13 protein-coding genes are annotated in these 15,706 nt (G+C 65.9%); 4 read left to right on the top strand and 9 right to left on the bottom strand.

Annotated features, from left to right (window positions below):
* Positions 1–2: 2 nt before the first annotated feature.
* From AC1MGR_RS11385 to AC1MGR_RS11370, 4 genes are all read right to left on the bottom strand, one after another.
* On the bottom strand, positions 3–1,226 hold the full coding sequence (locus tag AC1MGR_RS11385; RefSeq protein ID WP_055958942.1) for a molybdopterin-dependent oxidoreductase: 1,224 nt from the start codon (positions 1,224–1,226) through the stop codon (positions 3–5).
* 244 nt (positions 1,227–1,470) lie between these two features.
* A complete protein-coding gene (locus AC1MGR_RS11380; protein WP_055958946.1) occupies positions 1,471–2,532 on the bottom strand; it encodes a YeiH family protein in 1,062 nt (353 codons plus the stop codon).
* Between the two features lie 182 nt (positions 2,533–2,714).
* Positions 2,715–3,353, bottom strand: coding sequence for a 2,3-bisphosphoglycerate-dependent phosphoglycerate mutase (locus AC1MGR_RS11375; RefSeq protein ID WP_055958948.1), 639 nt, complete (start codon positions 3,351–3,353; stop codon positions 2,715–2,717).
* Between the two features lie 369 nt (positions 3,354–3,722).
* Positions 3,723–3,878, bottom strand: a complete 156-nt coding sequence (locus AC1MGR_RS11370; RefSeq protein ID WP_156375892.1) for a hypothetical protein — start codon at positions 3,876–3,878, stop codon at positions 3,723–3,725.
* A gap of 338 nt (positions 3,879–4,216) precedes the next feature.
* Here AC1MGR_RS11370 and AC1MGR_RS11365 point away from each other — a divergent pair, with 338 nt between their 5' ends.
* Positions 4,217–6,823: an AAA family ATPase gene (locus AC1MGR_RS11365; RefSeq protein WP_055958950.1), complete on the top strand. Its 2,607-nt coding sequence runs from the start codon at positions 4,217–4,219 to the stop codon at positions 6,821–6,823.
* Between the two features lie 229 nt (positions 6,824–7,052).
* Here the strand turns inward: AC1MGR_RS11365 and AC1MGR_RS11360 are convergent, their stop codons facing one another.
* The 5 genes from AC1MGR_RS11360 to AC1MGR_RS11340 all read right to left on the bottom strand — a co-directional run bounded on the left by AC1MGR_RS11360 (position 7,053) and on the right by AC1MGR_RS11340 (position 10,049).
* Entirely contained in the window at positions 7,053–7,298 is a 246-nt protein-coding gene (locus AC1MGR_RS11360) for an SDR family oxidoreductase (RefSeq protein WP_055958954.1), read from the bottom strand.
* Between the two features lie 260 nt (positions 7,299–7,558).
* Entirely contained in the window at positions 7,559–8,302 is a 744-nt protein-coding gene (locus AC1MGR_RS11355; protein WP_146180524.1) for a hypothetical protein, read from the bottom strand.
* 168 nt (positions 8,303–8,470) lie between these two features.
* Positions 8,471–9,136, bottom strand: coding sequence for a hypothetical protein (locus AC1MGR_RS11350; protein WP_056149076.1), 666 nt, complete (start codon positions 9,134–9,136; stop codon positions 8,471–8,473).
* Complete coding sequence (locus tag AC1MGR_RS11345; protein WP_082473294.1) at positions 9,133–9,735, bottom strand: type II TA system antitoxin MqsA family protein; 603 nt, start codon at positions 9,733–9,735, stop codon at positions 9,133–9,135. The genes AC1MGR_RS11350 and AC1MGR_RS11345 overlap by 4 nt, the downstream gene beginning before the upstream one ends.
* Complete coding sequence (locus AC1MGR_RS11340; protein ID WP_055958963.1) at positions 9,732–10,049, bottom strand: type II toxin-antitoxin system MqsR family toxin; 318 nt, start codon at positions 10,047–10,049, stop codon at positions 9,732–9,734. Before AC1MGR_RS11340 ends, AC1MGR_RS11345 begins: the two co-directional genes overlap by 4 nt.
* Before the next feature lie 388 nt (positions 10,050–10,437).
* Here AC1MGR_RS11340 and AC1MGR_RS11335 point away from each other — a divergent pair, with 388 nt between their 5' ends.
* The 3 genes from AC1MGR_RS11335 to AC1MGR_RS11325 all read left to right on the top strand — a co-directional run bounded on the left by AC1MGR_RS11335 (position 10,438) and on the right by AC1MGR_RS11325 (position 15,540).
* Positions 10,438–10,836 carry a hypothetical protein gene (locus tag AC1MGR_RS11335; RefSeq protein WP_243214755.1) on the top strand — a complete coding sequence of 133 codons (399 nt, stop codon included), beginning with the start codon at positions 10,438–10,440 and terminating at the stop codon, positions 10,834–10,836.
* 139 nt (positions 10,837–10,975) lie between these two features.
* Positions 10,976–12,283: an efflux RND transporter periplasmic adaptor subunit gene (locus AC1MGR_RS11330; RefSeq protein ID WP_055958966.1), complete on the top strand. Its 1,308-nt coding sequence runs from the start codon at positions 10,976–10,978 to the stop codon at positions 12,281–12,283.
* Between the two features lie 11 nt (positions 12,284–12,294).
* On the top strand, positions 12,295–15,540 hold the full coding sequence (locus AC1MGR_RS11325) for an efflux RND transporter permease subunit (RefSeq protein ID WP_055958969.1): 3,246 nt from the start codon (positions 12,295–12,297) through the stop codon (positions 15,538–15,540).
* The last annotated feature ends 166 nt before the right edge of the window (positions 15,541–15,706 follow it).

The raw sequence follows: 15,706 nt of genomic DNA, 5'->3' as shown, positions 1-15,706 counted from the left end.
CCTCAAGCGGCCTGGAAGGACACGGTCTCGATGCCGTTCTGCATGAAGCCGTTGGCGTTCCAGACTCGGTCCATGCCTTGCGCGACGCCCTTGGTATTGGTGCAGCGGACCCTGACCGTGTGGGTCCCGGCGGCCAGCGCCGGCAGGCTGCCGTCGAAGCGGCGGAAGCTGTAGGGGCCCTCGTCGGCACCGAGTTGCGCCGGGAACCACGTCGCCCCGCCGTCGCCGGAGAACTCGACCGCCTTCACCCCACAATCGCCGCCGAACGCGATGCCGCGGATGGCCACCGGCGTTCCGGCCGCCACCTTGGCGCCGTCGGTCAGGTTGGTGACGAACGAGCGCGGCACCATCCTGTTAATCGGCACTGTCTTGAACCCTGTCTGCCCGGGCTTGATGTTAGCACCCGGCACGTCGGGAATACGGTAGGCGGTCTTCATCCAATATTGTTCGTCGGGCTTGTCCAGCACCTCGATGTCGGACAGCATCTTGACCCAGTAGGTTGAGTACCAGCCCGGCACCACGAGCCGGAGCGGGAAACCGTTGAGCAGCGGGAGCTGCTCGCCGTTCATCGCGTAGGCGATCATCACCTCACCATTGTTGGCGTGGTCGAGATCGAGGGACTTCTTGAAGTCCGGCGCGTCGTCGACCACGGGCTCGTCGAGGCCGTTGAAGCGCACCTGCACGGCACCGGCCTTCACCCCGGCCTTTTCGAGCACGTCCTTGAGGCGCACCCCGGTCCAGCGGGCGTTGCCCATTGAGCCGTTGGCCCATTGCGCGCCGGGCACCCGCGGCTCGAACAGCCCGCGTGAATTGCCCGAGCACTGGTTGACCGCGGCGATCTCGAAGCGCGGCAGGCCGGCGATGGCATCGAGGGAGAGCGAGAGTTCCTTCTCCACATGGCCGTGGACCTTGAGCCGGAAGGTGCCGGCATCGACCTCGGTCGGGATCGAGGCCCAGTGCCAGCGCACGTAGAAGCGGTCGTTGGGGGTGAACACGCCCGCGTCGAACACCGAGAACGGCGTCTCCAGCAGCGGCGGATGGGTGCGCTGGAGGATCATCTCGCCCTTGCCCGGAAAGGCGGTGGTCAGCGCCCGCTCGTCCGGGCCGCCGGGCAGCGGCAGCTTCACCGAGCCCGCGGCCCAGGCCGGCAACGCGGCGCCGAGGCTGCCGAGCCCGAGTCCACCCAGGACGAGGCGGCGGTTCGTCGGTCTGTCCAATCCGTGCATGGTCTCTCCCCTTGAAGAATGTCGGCGTCGATGCGTTCGAGCGCATCGGGCCTCGTGGCGATTCCTCGCGACAAGGGAGATGCTACGGAAAGCGATTTATTCCCTCCAACGGTCTTTCGCGATGCGAACGATCTCCCGGTGCGATGATTCGAGAATTTTCAATCTCCCGCTTAATCCGGATTTCTTCGGGGCATCGCGCCGGATGAAAACCTGGATCGGTGGTGGAGCCGGATCCACACCCGGATCAGACAAGGCCCAGCACGTGGATCAGGCCGAGGCTGACGGCGCCGAGCGCGAGGAGCGAGGCGACTACCGCCAGCGTCACCCGCGCCCCGGCCTTGGCGACGCTGCGCACGTCGACCCCGAGGCCGAGCGCCGCCATCGAGACCACGGTCAGCACGTTGGCGGTCTCCGACATCGGCGCGAGCGCGACCTGCGGGATCAGCCCGGCCGAGCGAAGTCCCGCGAGCGCGAGGAATGCGAGGATGAACCACGGCACCAGGCGGTGGATCGCGAGGCTGGCGCGGGCCGGGCGGTCGCCGGCTGTGACGCCGGGGGCGGCCTCGTCGGTCTTCTCGCCCAGCCGGCTCGCGCCGAGCGAGAGCACCAGGACGACCGGGCCGAGCATCAGCACCCGGACGAGCTTCACCAGGGTTCCGACCTGGACGCTGAGTGCCGCGACCGGCGCGGTGGCGGCGAGAACCTGCGGAACAGCGTAGACGGTGAGGCCGGCGAGCACCCCGTACTGCATCGGCGAGAGACCGAGCAGGGGCACCAGTAGCGGCAGCCCGAGCACCACCAGCACGCCTAGAACCGCGGTGAAGGCGATGGAGGCGGCGACGTCCTCGCCGTCGGCACCAATCACCGGCGCCGTGGCGGCGATGGCCGAGTTGCCGCAGATCGAGTTACCGCAGGCGACGAGGATCGCCATGCGCGGGTGCAGCCCGAGCGCCCGACCGATGCCGTAACTCGACAGGATCGCCACCGTGACGACGCCCGCGATGCCGAAGAGCAGACCCGGACCGGCCGCCAAGATCGTCGCGAGGCTGAGCGAGGCCCCGAGAAGAACAACCGCGATCTCCAGTACGGTCTTGGCCCCGAAGGCGATGCCGGGAAAGAAACGTTGCGACGGGGTCCAGGCCGTGCGGATCGCGCTGCCGAGCAGGATCGCCAGCACCAGGGCTTCGAGCCAGGCGCGACCGAACAGATGCGCCTCGACGGCCTCGAAGCCGACCGCTGCGGCGGTGACCGCCACGCAGAGGCCCAGTCCCGGAAGGATGGCTTTCGTGCCGGCCAAGGCGCCCATCGATCGAGGGTGGGAGAAAAGTCTGGGCATGGACATGGATGGCTCCGATGTGATGCCAGAGAATCCCATGTCCCTTTCATTCACTCCAACGGAATGATCAGATGTTTCCCATCAACGGAATAGATGAAAAGGGGCCCCTTCGCGGCTTGCGGAGATCCATTCTGGGGGGCCGACAAGCGCATTCACCCGTCAATCCAGCGTGCCTTGATCGTCGTGTCCGCGGCAAACTCATAGATCCTGACGGAGCCCGTCGCGAGTTCGAGGTGCTCGACCTCCGCCGGGTTGAGGTCTTCGAGCGCCATCACAAGCGCCCGCAGGCAATTACCGTGGGCGACGACCAGCACGTCCCCGCCCATGACCGCCGGTAGGATGGATCGGAGGTAGCAGGGCACGATGCGCGCGACAGTGTCGCGCAGGCTCTCACCATTCGGCGGCGCATCAGCGTAGGAGCGGCGCCAGGTCTCAATCCGCACCGCCCCCCAGCGCGCATCGGCGGTGGTCTTGTCGAGCCCGCTGAGGTCGCCGTAGTCTCGCTCGTCGAGCGCGGCGAAGCGTTGGGGGATTAATCCGGGTTGCCCGAGCGCATCGAGGATAAGCCGGCCGCTCACGACGGCCCGCGTCAGCGTCGAGGTGAAGGCAACAGAAAAGCGCCAGCGGCGCTCGGCCAAACGCCGGCCGGCTGCCTCGGCTTCCATCCGGCCCTGCTCGGTCAAGGGCGAGTCCAGCAATCCCGTGAACAGGCCGGATCGGTTGGCTACGCTCTGGCCATGCCGGACCAGCACGAGACGTCGCGTGACCGGGGCTTTGCAATCGTGAATCACGCTGTCTCCCGAGGCAGAGCACTTTCGCGCCGGTGGCATCGCCTCTGATGAAGTCGGCATCCGGCTTTAACAAAATTCGACCCTGAGATGAGTTGGACCGACCGTCCGGAGACGGTGATTCATCCTTGGTCCGCTTTAGAACGTCTTGCGACTGAAAGCAGCCAAGCTGCTTGCCACCCTTCTCGGACGTTCACGGATGAGTACCAAGCGTCAGGTTCCTACCACTAGTACGACTGTGTCACGAAGCCCATAACAGACTGCAGAACCTGCGTTTTTCTCTCGCTGCCGCGCCGAGAAAGAGTGAGCAATATCAGGAACATAGAAAATTTTGTGACACAGCAGTACTAGGTGCCCGGCCCTCAACTCGGTCTAGCCGTGGGAATCCTTTATCCCCTCGCGGTAGCTGAGGCGGCACGGCTTGGCCGAGGGAACGACCTTCTTCACCCGCTCGCAGAAGGCGTCCATCGTGCCGGCATGAGCGACGGCGAGTTGCTGGGCCGCGTCGTCGCGGGTCCGGTCGGCCATCGCCGCGCCCCGGGACGCGTCGTAGCTCTTGATGATGCGGTCGTTGCGGATGCCGAGGAGGCGGCGGGTGGCTGAGATGACCTGGGCGGCTTGGGCGCGGGCGACCTGATCGACGAAGTGTGGGTAGCGTGACGCTCTAAAAGAAGCCCTTTGACGCTCTAACGCCGCGCAGGAAGATGGACATGCGCTTGAGCCACGTGAACTTCTTCAACAAAGTGGACAAGGCCTATAGGCGGCGACCCGAGGACTAACGGGGCGGAGCCCGCGACGACGTCGGCGCCCCTTACAGATCCGTGGCCTGCTGCTAAGCTCGAACCCATGCGGGGGAATGGGTCTCGATGGCGGCGACGGGTTCGGTCTTCGAGATCATCCTACAATGGTCGAGGAATAAGCCTGACTGGCAGCGGGACGCTCTGCGTCGCATCGTGGCAAAGCGCACCCTCGACGCCGACGATCACCGCGAGCTTGCGCTACTCTGTAAGAGGGGATGCGGCTTCCCAGGGATCGAGGTGACCCCGTCGCCCTTTGGCGTCGAGCATGTTCCGTCCATGGCCACCACTAGCGAGAAGGTGGCGCTAACCTCGATCAGGGACGTCATGGGTGTCAATCGGCTGGCTCCCGGCCAGGAACTCCAGTTTCAACCCGATGGGATCACGATCGTCTACGGCGACAACGGGGTGGGGAAATCCGGGTACGCCCGCATCCTGAAGCGGGCGTGCCGCGCGCGTTCCCCCGGCGAGATCCTGCCGAACGCCTTCGGCGGCGGTGCCGATGCGGGATCCGCCACGATCGGATGCGTCGTATCGGGCGATCCGATCGCGCCGCTGGCCTGGACCGACGCGGGCTCTCCCCACGCCCTCCTTTCCAGCGTCAGCGTCTTCGACCGCGAATGCGGAATGGTCCATGTGCGCGAGAGGAACGAGGTCGCGTTCCGTCCGTTCGGGCTCGACATCCCCGATGAGCTCGCCGGCGTCTGCCAAGCGATCCGCACGGCGCTGACGGCGGAACAGGGGGCGCTTGAGCAGGCGCGGGATTCGGCGTTCACGGAACCCGCGTTCGGGTCTGGGACCCGGGTCGGGCGGCTTCTCGGCGCGCTCGCTCCGGGTACCGACCTCGGACCCCTGGAGAAGCTGTCGAACCTGTCAGCGGAGGAGCGCGCAAGGCTTCGCCGGCTTGAGGAGGACCTGGCCCGCGACCCGGTCCGGGCCTCGGGGGAGCAGCGCGAGCTGGCCCGGGCCGTACGCCGCCTCTCCGAGGAGCTTGATAGGGTCTTCGGGGCGGTGTCGGATGCGGAGCTCACGCAGCTTGCGGCGCTCGCCGGGACCGCCCGCTCCAAACGCTCCGCCGCCTCGCTCGCGGCCGAACGCGCCTTCGGCGGAAGCGCCCTGAAGGGGGTCGGGGAGGCGACCTGGCGAGCCCTATGGGACGCGGCGCGGCATTACTCGGAGCATGTCGCCTACGAGGGGCACGACTTCCCGCGGACGGACGCGGAAGCGGTCTGCGTGCTCTGCCACCAGCCGATCTCCGAAGGGACCGGGGATCTGAAGCTGACCTTTGAGGAGTTCGTGAAGGCCGACAGCGAGCGCGAGGCGCGGAAGGCCGAGGTGGCCTACGAGGAGGCCCTGGGGAAGCTGTCGGGTCTGTCGCTGCGGATGTCCGGGTTTCCGCTGCGCCGCCAGCTGTCGGTGACCCATCCGGATGTCGCCGCCGCGATCCTGCGCGGGCTGGCGACCGTCCGGCTTCGGCGATGGATCTGCACGCGGGCACTCGCCGACCGCGGCGCGGGTCCAATGCCCGTGGTTGCGGCCGGCATCATCGGCACGCTAACGACTCTTGCGGATGATACGCAGGCCTATGCCAAGGAGCTTCTGACGGCGGTCGATCCCGCCGGTCGGGTACGGCTGGTTGCGGAACGGGACGAGTTGCGTGACCGCGCACTCTTGGAGGCACTGCTGCCGAAGGCGAGGATCGAGGTGGCACGGCTGAGCGAGCTGGCGGGTTTGAAGGACTGCCTGTCCGAGATGGCGACGAATGCCATCACGACGCTCGGCAACACGATCGCCGACAAGGTCATCACGCCGAAGGTCCGCGATCGCTTTCAGGAAGAGATCCAGAAGCTGGCCGCCCACAGGGTGAGGGTCGACATCGTCCGTTCGGGCGGCAGGTACGGCTCCCCGCAGTACCAGGTCCGGCTGTTCGCCAACGAGAGGGCGAAGGTCGGCGAGATCCTGAGCGAGGGCGAGCAGACCTGCGTGGCCCTGGCCGCCTTCCTGACCGAGCTCGCTACCGCGGCTCATGGATCGACGCTGGTCTTCGACGATCCGGTCTCCTCGCTGGACCATCGGTGGCGGCGCAAGGTCGCCGAGCGGCTGGTCGAGGAAGGGGGCGTCCGGCAGATTATCGTCTTCACGCATGACCTCGTCTTCCTGAACGACCTGCATGCGCTGTCAATCGACGGCAGGATCCCGGTCTCCCTGATCTCGCTCACCCACACCTCTGTCGGCGCGGGCGTCGTGAACCAGGGACTGCCCTGGATCGGGGCTAAGGTCCGGGAGCGCCTCGACGCTCTTGAGAAGGACGCGCGGGCGGCCAAGGTCCTCTACGACGACAATCGGGATGATGAGTACGGGGCTGCGGCCTCCCACTTCTTCAGCAGGTTACGAAGTACGTGGGAACGGGCCCTTGAGGAGGTGGCCTTCAACTGTGTCATCCAAAGGCACCGCGACTACATCAGCACCAAGGACCTGAGAAAGGTGGCGAGCCTGACCGTTGCCAACGTCGAGGATTTCGCCGCCGGCTTCAAACGGTGCTGCGATCAGACGGAAGCCCACGATCCATCTCCCGGGCGGAACGCTGCTCCCCTGCGCCCAGACGAACTGCTCAAGGCCGTCGGGGACCTGAGGGCCTGGGTGGACCAGCTTCGTGAGCAGCAAAAGGGCGTTTGACGGCCTTCTGTCATCGTCGCCTGCCGCAGTAGGTGCCGCGGCCACCTGGTTGAGAGCGACGGCGCCCTCCGCCGCGGCAGCCTGGCCCTGCTCGCCCCCAACACCATGCAAGGCCCCTTTCTAATGATCGCCGAGCGGATCCCCGACGCGCTGACCACCTCGACCTTCGAGCGGGATGCCGACCGGAACATCGCAGGCTGCGACGAGCCCTGATGCGCCTTAACGGTTTTCACCTATCAATCGGATTTGGAGGTGCGGGCCCCGGCCTACCGCCGATAGGCATCGTGCCAGGAGTGGTCATCCCACCATCGACGAGAAGGGTGTCGCCGACGATGTAGTCGGACAGGTCGCAGGCCAGGAGCGCGATGGCCGCGGCGATGTCCTCGACCCGTCCGATGCGACCATACGGGATCTGCGACACCGCACTGCGGAGATTTTTACCCTGCATCTCGCCCGCGTTAATGCCGGTCCTCACGGCGCCGGGTCGATGGCGTTCACGCGCACCCCGCGCGGGGCGAATTCCTGGGCGAGGGTGCACATCAGCGTCGTCGTGCCGCCCTTCGAGGCCGCGCAATTAACGTGATCGCCCCACGGGATGCAGTCGTGTGACCTGAAGGCTCCCGACGCGATGGGAACCAGCGTCGTCGGCTGACTTCCCGGCTATTGAGCCAGCCCCGGCTTCTGTTCACTTCCGGCCGTTTGTAGTTTGCACTGATCAGTGTAAAAGGCAATTTTTCAAATATCAAAAATCGCCTTTTCATCGTCTATCGAAGGTAATCGGGGGCTCCTAAGCAGTCTCAATCTTTCATGTCTTACATATGCTGCCCTTTCAATTTGTCCTCTGAGTGAACTTCGCATGATTTCACCGGGGACAGTTTCGAGAATATCTGAAATTGTTTGATCTTTTATTGGTAAGAACAAACTCTTTTTCAGAACGCTTTTATTGAGAGGTTCTTTCCCCCAATATGTTTTTAAATCACGAATGACAGGCTGGATTTGATCAAGCACGGCAGCCCCATGTAATCGCGTGAATTCTAAGTGATCCATATCTTGATCATCATCGTGCATCCGATTTATATCTCTCAAGCAACATGCAGGAAATCCGTTTACATATAGATTTGACTCTGGTCTTGACAGACTAAATCTGAGATCAGTTGATATTTCTTGACAGTCAACTATTCCGAATGCGACGGCCTTAACGAGTAGGTCAACATCTTCAGTAAGTCGCTTGGGTCCAATTTTTATGAAAGGTAGCTTCTGTTCTCGCTGATACATACAGGCTTGTACGAAGCCGACAGCATCCAAATCAAAATTATGCGCAGTGAAGATTGCGCGAATTCTGAGTTCGATGTCGGACGGCGCAAGCTGATTTATATCAGCAAATATTCGAGGTTTTTCTATTTCCTCGTGAAATATTTTGTAGAATTCCGTGCCTCCGATACCTATCATGCCATTATTATCTCTCGTTGAGAGGTTCACGTAGAGAATGCGTGATAATTAGTTCGTGATTGATATATACAAGTACAATACAATCCGATGATATAGATCGCGTGACAACGCTTATAGCTTCTTAGATGCGCTTTCATCAAAACCCCGTTACCAAGGTTACAGCAAATCGCCGCGGCACACCGAAACTGATGCCCGGGCTCAGGCCTTGAGCGCCTCGATGCTGTCGAGGAGGTCTGGGCCGCCGGTCCGGCGGGCGCTCCACTTGCGGAAGATCGCGAGGACACTGCGATCGGTGATGCCGTGGCGGGCTGGGTTGTTCTCGTCCAGGACGCGCCGGAGCCGGGCGGGGACGTCGCGGTGCCAGAACTTGGTATGGTTCGGGCCGACCTCGCGTCCGAGTTCCTGGTAGGCGCCGTTGCCCGCCCAGCGCAGGCCCTTGGCGCCGAGCAGGGTACCGATCTCGCTGGCGCGGAAGTCGAGCTTCCGGCCGATACTGCCCGCGGTACAGATGTAGACCACTGCGGACTCCGCGGAGACGGTGGGCAGGTCCGGGGCGGCGCCCTCGCCGCCGACGCGGGCGAAGGCCTCCTCCGCCTTGCCGGTCCGGACGCCGTGCATCTCGGTGACGAGGAGCTCGACGCCGCGGGTGAGCCGCTCAATGAGCTCGCCTTGCCGCTGGAGGCGCTCATCCTGTTCCCGGACACGCGCTAGATGCTCACCGCGCTCGGCGCGGAGGATCTCGTTCTGCTCCCGGAACTGTGCCGCGATGGTCTCTCCCACGTCGCGCCGGAAATCCTCCATATCCGCGAGGGGTTTCCTCGGCGGAAGGTGGTGGAGCACGCCCATGGGAGGCTTCTCGCTCATGCGGCGACGGCTTCCGGGTTCGCGTGGTTACCGTGGAAGGCGTCGAAGGCCGCGTCGGCAGCGAGGGCGGCGAAGCGCTCGTGGTCGATCTCGGTGCGCCGCCCGAGGGCGTCGCGCATGACGGCGTGGGCGCGCTTGCGATCGTCAAGCTCGATCTGGGCGAAGACGCCCTCGGCCTCCGGGTTTACGACCCCGGCCGCAAGCATCTCGCGGCGGGCGAGGTAGGGGTCCCGGGCTAGGGCGCGGATGTAGCGGTCGGCGACCTTGCTCTGAGGAACCTTGCCGCGCTCCCAGCGGGTCCAGGTCTTCGGGCCGGTGGAGAGGATCTGTTCCATGTCGGCCTGGCGGAGCTTGTACTTGAGGCGGATGGCGTTGAGCTCGGCGGCGGACAGGAGCCCGTCCATCTCTCGCACGGCGTTGGCGACGGCGAGCTCGTGCTCAGAGATCTGAGAGCCCTGATAGCTGACGTTCCCGCATTCGGCGCAGACCATGCGACGGTCCTGGATGGCGAGGCTCTTCCCCGACCGTTCGACCACGAAGGGCTCGACGCGCTCGCAGACCGCGATCGCCTCGCAGGCTTGGCAGGCCTCCATCGTCATCGATCGATATCCTTCTTGAATGAGGTGACGACCAGGACGTCAGCGCCGGTGACCAGCAGCTTCAGGAACATCCAGTCGGCGCAGTCGTCGACCCAGATCGAGTAGTAGTCCGACACGGTGGTCGGGTGGTGTCTTCGCGTCGGCTCGGACTTGCTGAAGTGCGCCTCGCCCAATTCCGTCTGGATGATCGCCCGCAGGTCGTCAGTGTCGAGCTTACGGGTCCTGAGCTCTTCGAGGACGGGAGAAAAGAACGAACAGGCCTCCTCGTCGGCGGCGAGCGCGCGGACCTTTGCCAGGGGATTGTGCGGCGCCATCCAGCCTCCAAGAGGTAGCACCATGCTACCCGAACTTCAACCGCGGCATTCTGCTGAGGCTGGCGGCCCGGCTCCCTTGGTTGATCCTCGGTAAGCGTGGCCTGGAGCGTTTTACGCATGGGCCGGTGCGCGGTTCCGTCCCTTCGTGGAAGGGGCCGCCCGTGCCTAACCCAGCTCCATCTTTGGCTTGTCGGACGATCGCCAGGACCGGTTCCAAAACTAGGTGCGCAGCATGTCCGATGCCCGGTCCCGCTCCTCGCCGACCTGCTCGGGCGGGCGGGAATCGCGACGCTACGGCGACCCAAGTCGCAGAGGGGGGCGACGTCTCCGCGGACGCACCCCCGAGCATGTCGGCATTCGGATAGGCGTCCTGGGACGCCCGTCCGGCATGTACGAGCGCCTCCGGATCGTCCATAAGGCAGTCATGAGCGCGGGATTCCCGATCAGGGCCTACGAGGCGTCGCGCGGCTGGTGGGCGACCGCCGTCCGCCTGCTGTCGTTCGTCCTCCTCCTGGCGCTCATGGCGCCCTGTGCGATTTCCTCCGCCGACGCCCATCGCCTTCCTGATCACGCGCCCGCGTTCGCCACGTCCTCGCATAAGGGTGCGCCGGACCAGCCCGACGGGTGCCCGGCCTGCCATGCGACCTGCGGCTGCCATCTGGCCATTTGCATCGAGGCGTCACCCGGGATTCCGATCGCCACCGCCGGACGCCCGTCCTATGCCACGGCCGACGTCACCGTAGCCTCGATCTCCGCCGGTCGCCTTCCAAGGCCCCCTCGCGCCTGAGGCGGCACCGCCACGGCTGTGGCGGATGCAGACCGGACATCCCAGCGGATGCCGGCTCCTTGAGCGAGCTTGACTTGATCCGGACCGTCGACCCAGCCCCAGGCGGTGACCGCGGTCCTATGCGAACGGCCTCCCTTCCATGCGTGCAATCATATCCGTGGCCCTCCTGGCCATAGGCGTCGCCATCGGCGGTGCCGTCCCCCGCGTGTCCGAGACCGTGCGGGGCGCGCTGGCCGCCGCCGGCCTGTCCTCCACCGCGGCCAAGACTCCGGCGACCAACGCGGCCGTGACCGGGGCGCAGGCCACCAAGGTCGACGGCGACCACAAACACGCCGAGGGCGAGGCGCACGGCCACGACGAGGCAAGCGAGGGCAAGATCAAGATGACGGCCGAGCAGGCCGCCGAGCAGGACATCAAGCTGGCGCATGTCGAGGGCGGCATCCTCTCGCGCCATCTCCTGGTGCCCGGCACCATCACCCAGGACGCCGACCGGATCGCCCGGGTGCCTGCGCGGGTCGCCGGGACAGTGGCGGAGATGCGCAAGCGTCTCGGCGAAGACGTCGCCAAGGGCGAGATCGTCGCCGTCCTGGACAGCCGCGAGGTCGCGGATGCCAAGAGCGACTTCCTCACCGCGACGGTCAAGGCGGATCTGGAAAAGACCAACTTCGACCGGCAGCAGGCCCTCTGGGACAAGAGGATCTCGGCGGAATCGGCCTTCCTCAACGCGAAGGCCGCCTACTCCGAGGCGGGCCTGCGGGTCGATCTCTCCCGCCAGAAGCTATCGGCCCTCGGGCTGAACGCGACCGAGGTCGCCGCCGCGGCCAAGAAGGACGAAACCACTCCGAACTTGTCGTCGCTTCGCCGCTTCGAGCTCAGGTCCCCCCTCGCAGGGCGGATCGTGGAGCGCAAGGTCGACGTCGGAACGAAGGTCGGCAGCGAGGGGGACCCGGCCGACGTCTATACCGTGGCCGACCTCTCCTCCCTCTGGATCGAGCTCCCCGTCCCCACCACCGAGCTGTCCAAGGTCCGCGAGGGCGCCAGGGTGACTATCGTCGGGAGCGAGGACGCTCCCCGCCCCGAGGGCAAGGTCGTCTTCGTCAGCCCGATCCTCAACCCGGAGACGCGCTCGGCCCGGGTCATCGTCGCCCTGCCGAACAAGGACATGTCCTGGCGCCCGGGCACCTTCGTCACGACCGAGATCGAGATCGCCCAGGACAAGGTCGTTGTGCGGCTGCCGAAGTCCGCCATCCAGACCATCGGTGGCGAGAAGGTGGTGTTCGTGCGGACCGAGGAGGGCTTCTCGAAGCGGGAGGTGACCCTCGGCAAGGCGGACGACGATGCCTACGAGGTCGTCGCCGGCCTGGAGCCCGGCGACGAGGTCGCGGTGGCCAACTCCTTCGTCCTGAAGGCCGAGCTCGGCAAGGCCGAAGCCGACCACGACCACTGAGGGCGGCCGCCATGATCTCGAAGATCCTCGACTTCTCCGTCCGCCAGCGTTGGCTCGTGGTGCTCCTGTCGCTGCTCGCGGCCGGGTTCGGCGTGTTCTCACTGACGAAGCTTCCCATCGACGCGGTGCCGGACATCACCAACAACCAGGTGCAGATCAACACCACGGCGCCCTCGCTCTCGCCGAACGACATCGAGCGCATCATCACGTACCAGGTCGAGACCGCGCTCGCAGGCATCAAGGGCCTGGAATACACCCGCTCGCTATCCCGGAACGGGTTCTCCCAGGTCACCGCCGTCTTCTCCGAGGCGACGAACATCTATTTCGCCCGCCAGCAGGTCGCCGAGCGCCTTCAGGAGGCCGAGGCGGCGATGCCGTCCGGGGTCGAGCCGCGCATGGGGCCGATCTCGACGGGCCTGGGCGAGATCTACATGTGGTCGGTGCACTACGCGAAACCTGCCGAGCGCAAGGTCTCGAAGCCCGGTAAACCCGGTTGGCAGCCGGACGGCAGCTACCTCACACCCGAGAGCCACAGGCTCTCGACGGAGCTCGAACGCACGGCCTACCTGCGCACGGTCCAGGACTGGATCATTCGCCCACAGGTGAGGACCGTCCCAGGTGTGGCCGGCGTCGACGGCATCGGCGGCTTCGAGAAGCAGTACCACGTCCAGCCCGACCCGATGAGGCTGACGGCCCTCGACCTGTCCTTCGCCGACATCGGCAGGGCGCTGGAGGCCAACAACGCCAACCAGGGCGCGCGCTACCTGGAGGACAACGGCGAGGGCTACGTCGTGCGCGCCGCCGGCCGCTTGGAGAGCATGGAGGACATCGGGTCGGTCGTCGTGACCACACGCGGCGGCGTGCCGGTCCGCATCTCCGACGTCGCCGAGGTGCGGATCGGGCGCGATCTGCGCACCGGGTCGGGCAGCGAGGACGGGCAGGAGGTCGTCATCGGCACCGCCCTGATGCTCATCGGCGAGAACAGCCGCACCGTCGCCGCCGCGGTCGACGCGCGCATGACCGGCATCCGGCGCACGCTCCCGCCCGGCGTCGAGGTCCAGACGGTCCTCAATCGCACGGTCCTGGTCGAGGCCACCATCCGAACGGTCGCCAAGAACCTGGCCGAGGGCGCCGCCCTCGTCGTGGTCATCCTGTTCCTGCTGCTCGGCAACATCCGCGCGGCCATCGTCACGGCCCTAGTCATCCCGGTGGCGATGCTGATGACCATGACGGGCATGGTCCAGGGGCGCATCAGCGCCAACCTGATGAGCCTCGGGGCCCTCGATTTCGGCCTTATCGTCGACGGGGCAGTCATCATCACCGAGAACGCCCTTCGCCACCTCGCCGAACGCCAAGGGGAACTCGGGCGAAAGCTCGACTTGGAGGAGCGCCTCGCCACCGTGCGGGCCTCGGCCGAGGAGATGATCAAGCCCTCCCTCTACGGGCAGGCCATCATCATCCTCGTCTACGTGCCGCTCCTCACCTTCACCGGGGTCGAGGGCAAGATGTTCGAGCCGATGGCGCTTACCGTCATCATCGCCCTGGTCGCGGCCTTCGTCCTGTCGCTCACCTTCGTCCCGGCGATGATCTCCATCGTCATCACCGGCAAGGTCACCGAGACCGACAACTTCTTCGTCCGGGCGATCAAGGCCGCCTACCGCCCGGTCCTCGGGGCCGCCCTGCGCGTGCCCATGCTTTTCGTCGCGGTCGCCCTGGTGCTGCTCGTCGGAGCCGGCGTCCTGTTCAGGGGTCTGGGGCAGGAGTTCATCCCGCAGCTCGACGAGAAGAGCATCGCGTTGAACGCCCAGCGCATCCCGTCGACGTCCCTGTCGCAATCGCAGGCGATGCAATTGAAGGTCGAGCAGGCCATCGGCCGGTTCCCCCAGGTCGCCTACGTCTTCTCGAAGACCGGCACCGCCGAGGTCGCCTCGGACCCGATGCCGCCGAGCTCGTCGGACACCTTCGTCATCCTGAAGCCGCAAGCCGAATGGCCGGACCCGGACCTGTCCAAGGCCGAGTTGCAGGAGAGCATCGAGAAGGCCCTCGGGGCGCTCGCGGGCAACGTCTACGAGTTCTCCCAGCCCATCCAGCTTCGCTTCAACGAGCTGTTGGCCGGCACCCGCGGCGACCTCGCCGTAAAGGTCTTCGGCGATGATCTGGGCGCGATGACCGCGGCCGCGAACCAGATCGCCGGCATCCTGCGCGGGGTCGAGGGCGCGGACGACGTGAAGGTCGAGCAGACGGCTGGGCTGCCGTTCCTGGAGATCGGGATCAACAAGGCCGAGGCGGCCCGCCTGGGCCTGAGCACGTCCGCGATCCAGGACGTCATCGGGGCGGCCATCGGGGGCCGCGAGGCGGGCGTCGTCTTCGAGGGCGACCGGCGCTTCCCCATCGTCGTGCGCCTCAACGACAAGGTGCGCGAGGACCGCGAGGCCCTGGAGAACATCCCGGTGCCGTTGCCTCCCGGACCGAACGGGCGCGCCGCGTCCGTGCTCCTGAAGCAGGTCGCGAGCTTCTCGGTGACGGAGGGCCCGAACCAGATCTCGCGCGAGAACGGCCGGCGCCGGGTCGTGGTCACCGCCAACGTCCGGGGCCGCGACATCGGCTCGCTCGTGGCCGAGGCGCAAGACAAGGTGGCCACGGGGGTCTCACTTCCGGCCGGCTACTACGTCACCTGGGGCGGGCAATTCGAGAACCTGGCTTCCGCCCGCCAGCGCCTGATGGTGGTCGTCCCGGTGTGCTTCTTCCTGATCTTCCTGCTGCTGTTCTCGGCCCTGAACTCGGCCCGGGACGCGCTCCTGGTGTTCAGCGCGGTTCCTTTGGCGCTGACCGGGGGCATCGCCGCCCTATGGCTGCGGGGCATGCCGTTCTCGGTGCCCGCGGCCGTCGGCTTCATCGCCCTGTCCGGGGTGGCGGTGCTCAACGGCTTGGTGATGCTGACCTACATCAAGCAGCTCATCGCCGAGGGACGGCCAAGGCGCGAGGCCATCATGGAGGGCGCCATGACCCGGCTCCGTCCAGTGGCGATGACCGCGCTGGTGGCATCTCTCGGGTTCGTACCGATGGCGCTGGCGACCGAGACCGGGGCAGAGATCCAGCGCCCCCTGGCGACGGTAGTCATCGGCGGCCTCATCTCGGCGACCCTTCTGACCCTCGTCGTCCTGCCGGCCCTCTATGCCAGGTTCGCCGGTGCGGTCGCCCCCGAGAGGAAGGATCGGCCCATGCCGGTCCAACCGCATCTCCGCGCCGCCGAGTAGGAGGGTCGGCATGAGCAAGAAGGTCGCCCGAACCATCGCTGACTGGGGCGGCGGCGGCTCACGTCGCCGACGCCGCGTCAGGCCCCACGTCCGTCGCGCGGCCGGCCGGGCGTTCGCCCTGGCCCTCATCGCCATCCCGGCCTGCGTCTACCTTCTGTACTGCCTC

The sequence above is a fragment of the Methylobacterium sp. BI1 genome (assembly GCF_056680125.1).
The sequence above is the reverse complement of the archived record's forward strand: the minus strand, read 5'-3'. Positions and strand labels throughout refer to the sequence as shown.